The following is a 273-nucleotide window of genomic DNA, read 5'->3' as shown; positions in this document are numbered from 1 at the left end:
CATATATTCCCAATTTCCATTTGTATGATATCGATGATTTGGCAGGAGTTGTTAGTGCAAACTCATTAGAGCGTCAACAAATTGTTTTGGAACTGGAAGATACGATTGAGTCAGAAGTTCGTAATTTTTTCGAGTGGGAGAAACAGCTGGGTGTCGTTCCTGTTATTCGTGCTTTGCGTGAAAAAGCGCTCGATATGCAAGAAGTTACCATGACTAGTTTAGAAAATAAACTTCCAGGCTTAACAGAACGTGAATATATCCAAATCGGAAAAC

General features: G+C 38.5%; 1 protein-coding gene. It reads left to right on the top strand.

The features are described from left to right. Positions 1 to 20: 20 nt before the first annotated feature. On the top strand, positions 21 to 273 hold a 253-nt coding region (locus ACX6XY_RS30285; protein WP_460337888.1), incomplete at its 3' end, for a hypothetical protein.

The sequence above is a fragment of the Streptomyces sp. O3 genome, from assembly GCF_054788135.1.
This window is presented reverse-complemented; position numbering and strand designations above follow the sequence as displayed.